Below are 2,470 nucleotides of genomic sequence, written 5' to 3'. Positions count from 1 at the left end.
CGTCGGCGTGAGCGGCGATCGGACCGGCGAACACACCACCGGTGAAAGCCAGACCAGCAACACCAAGAACGCTCTTACGGAAGATCGTGTTCATGAGACAAGCTCCATTCGGGGGTCGGCGCACGCACACCGATGGGGGTCAGCGGGTGCGCAAGCACCGTCAGGCGCTCAAAACAAGGGGGAAAAGTCTTCGGGGGATCCGGCACGCGGGGCTGGGCCACTTCGCGGCGCCGGGACCATGTGTAACGACCGGCGACCCACCATCATTCCCGGGTCCGTCACCCCGTCGGGCGGGGCGGTCTTCCTCGGCCGTTCACCCGTGTTCAACGACCCCGCCCCACCCACCATTCCGGCCCCCGGATGCCCCCGGTCACACCCCCAAACCGGACACCACACCCACCCGGAGCCGGACCGCCCAGCCGTCCACGCCGTCGGTGGAACGCCATGGACGTCTCCGGGCCCCAGTGACCTTCATGGCGTTCCACCCGCCACGCCCGAGCCGACCCAGACCCAGACAATTGCCACACAATGCTGGCCGACCTTGGCCAGCGCGAGCACGCCCACCGGGACGGTCTCGCCCGGCAACTTCGGCGAAACTGCCGCCTCCCGGCACGTTGAGGCAGCAACTTCCCTGATGTTGTGCGCAGTCGGAAACGTGGCGGGCGGCGGATCGGACCCGTCGGCGACCTGCCGTCACCCGGGCCCGTCGGACGGCCGCCACTGTGACAGGCGGCAGAACGGCGGTGATCCACTCGACATGCGGCACAGGGTCGTCTGCGGCCGCCCGGATACCGCCACCTGCCGCAGGACGAGTCGATCCCCCGGGCCGTCGTCGCCGCACTGACCGGGGACGGCCGGCTGTCATACACCGTGCGGAAGGCCCGCCGTGCGCAGCGCCGGCCCGTTGAGGGTGGCGTGCCGCAAAAGCGGGCCACTGCGACACCACGCCGTGCCGCGATGGGAGTGGATCGGGGAGGCTGACGCGGCGTGATTGGGCGGGCATGCCCGGAGCCGGGCAACGGTCTAGCGGTCGTCCTCGGGGACCCACCAGCCGCCCCGGTAGAGCGTCCCCGCGCGGCGGCTCGGCCGGCTCCGGTGGGGAGAGCCGGGCGCGGCGGGTACGGCGGATCCGGTTGACCACGAACCAGCCGACCGCGCCCAGGCAGACCACGATGACGACGTGCTGGAGCGTGCCCACGTATGTCTCGACGCGGTGCCAGTTCTCGCCGAGCAGGAAGCCGGCGAAAACGAAGACGCTGTTCCAGATCAGGCTGCGCAGCGTGGTGTAGAGCAGGAAGACCGGTACCGGCATCCGTTCGACGCCGGCCGGAATGGAGATGAGGCTGAGGGATTGGTTAAGGATCGTCAGTGATCGTGGTCCGGTCGTGGGTGTCGGTGTCTTCTGGTTTGATGCGGGGCGGTGGGGGTCTGCGCCGGGCGGTGAGCGCTGCCGTGTGGCGGTGCTGTGCGAGTTGGCCCGGGTCTGGGTGTCGTGAGGATGGCGGCGGGTGAGTCGGGCGGTGTCGCTGGCTGAGGGCGAGGCTTCCCGGACCGGGTGTGTCCGCGCTCTTGTGCGCGCCGGTGTGGATGAGAAGTCCGGCGAGGTCCTGTCCCAGGCGGTGTTGGCCGAGCGTGTCGGGTGGTGTGCCGATCTGGTGGCGGGCATGGTTTCCGGGTTGTTGGTGCAGCGGTGGAACGCCGTCGATGTGCAGGTGTTGGCTTCCGGTGTGGACGCGGGTGGCCGACGGTTGCCGTCGAACGCGTGGATGGCGTTGCGGCGCCTGGGGTGGACCGTCACCGCCCCGGCGGGGGTGAGGGTCAGTGACCGCGTCGTGCGGATGGCGCAGGAGCAGGCCGGGCGTGCGCTGCGGTCGATGAAGTGGCGTGCCGATCTGACCGCCGGAGTCCTCGCATCCTGGCCGGCCGACCCGCGCAAACGCACTCCACAGGAGTGGGAGCAGGTGCGGGAGGCGATCCCTGGCGGGAAGTATCTGCCGGCCAACGTCATCAAGGGCCGCACCCGGCAGGCGGCCCGGTTCCTCAACGCCAACGGTCGCCTCCCGGTGGGCGTGTTCGAACTGGAAGGCATCCCGAAGGTCCCGCGGATGTTGGTGCTTGCGGCGTGTGACCGGCAGCAGGCCACGATCGAACGCAGCGACACCGACCCGGGCAGGGCGCTGCTGCGCCTGCAGTTGCCCACCCGGCCGGATCCGCGCACGTACCGGGACTGGACGTGGGTGGCCTGCCCGATCACCCTGCCGCCCACCGTGCCTGCGGGTGCGGTGCTGCACCTGCCCACCCTGCGCCTCACTGGCCGGCAGGTACGCGCCGATGTCGCGTTCACGCACGTGGTGCCGAAAGCCCGGCGCGCCGGGCACACGGTCGCGCTCGGGGTGGACTGGGGCCTGAACACGCTGCTGAGCGCGGGGGCCCTGCGACTGCGAGCCGATGGCCGGATCACCGCGTTGGG

General features: G+C 70.5%; 2 protein-coding genes. Both read left to right on the top strand.

Going from position 1 to position 2,470, the window contains the following annotated elements:
• Window positions 1-1,180: 1,180 nt before the first annotated feature.
• Window positions 1,181-1,372, top strand: a complete 192-nt coding sequence (locus tag ACWEVO_RS34930; protein ID WP_452311680.1) for a hypothetical protein — start codon at window positions 1,181-1,183, stop codon at window positions 1,370-1,372.
• Between the two features lie 211 nt (window positions 1,373-1,583).
• A partial coding sequence (locus ACWEVO_RS34925; protein ID WP_452311679.1) for a hypothetical protein occupies window positions 1,584-2,470 on the top strand: 887 nt, incomplete at its 3' end.

It is taken from the genome of Micromonospora sp. NPDC003776, from assembly GCF_053605645.1.
The sequence above is the reverse complement of the archived record's forward strand: the minus strand, read 5'-3'. Positions and strand labels throughout refer to the sequence as shown.